Consider the following 750-nt stretch of genomic DNA (forward strand, 5'->3'; position numbering starts at 1 on the left):
TCCACTGGCAGAGCAACGACGGCGACGGGCTCGACGCGGCCGCATCCGTGGCCCTGGCCGACGCGCTCGACCGCGACCTCGCCAACGGGCGCGTGACGGCCTACGCCGACCAGTACGCCGCCGAGCAGAACGCGCTACCGGACAGCGAGTGCGACCTGTGCACCGGGACGGGGCTGCGCACCGACGCCATCGGCCGCGAGTACGGCTACGACAAGCCGCGCGACCCCGACACCGGCAAGGGCGGATGCAACGCCTGTGCCGGGACCGGCCGCCGCGAGCACTTCGGCAAGTCCTACCCGTTCGACGTCGAGAACGTGCGCGAGTTCGCCGCGTTCCTGCGCCACTGCGGAGGATTCGAGATCTGGTGATCTCACACCCGAGCGCCCCGCCGAGACGATCCGGCGGGGCGCTCTGGCGTCCGCTTCCAATGTCGGAGGCTCCCCGTATTGTTTTAGGTGTCAGATACACAACATATGGAGGATGCCATGAGCACCATGAAGACGGAGACGGCAGCGGAAATCCTGGCGAGCTTCGATCAGAACTTCGGGGCGATCTTCGAGCGGATCAACTGGGCCGAGGACGAGATCGCGCAGGCAGCCGCCCGACACCCTGAGCGGGCCGACGCGATCTATCACTCGTTCTCGCTGCTCAGCGGCGGCGACGCCGCTGAGCGGATGAGCGTGGAGGCGGTCTATCGGGCGCACGCACGGGAGATTCTCGAGAGGGTGGCGCACGGCCAGGACACCCGCC

2 protein-coding genes are annotated in these 750 nt (G+C 68.3%); both read left to right on the forward strand.

What is annotated here, in order from left to right:
- Positions 1-368: hypothetical protein (locus AX744_RS20565; RefSeq protein WP_082738419.1), on the forward strand; the 368-nt coding region annotated here is incomplete at its 5' end.
- Between the two features lie 117 nt (positions 369-485).
- Positions 486-750, forward strand: a 265-nt coding sequence (locus AX744_RS05740; RefSeq protein ID WP_197429159.1) for a hypothetical protein, incomplete at its 3' end; no start/stop codon positions are given.

The organism is Microbacterium sp. CCH5-D1, from assembly GCF_001557335.1.
Classification (GTDB): Bacteria; Actinomycetota; Actinomycetes; order Actinomycetales; family Microbacteriaceae; genus Microbacterium; species Microbacterium oxydans.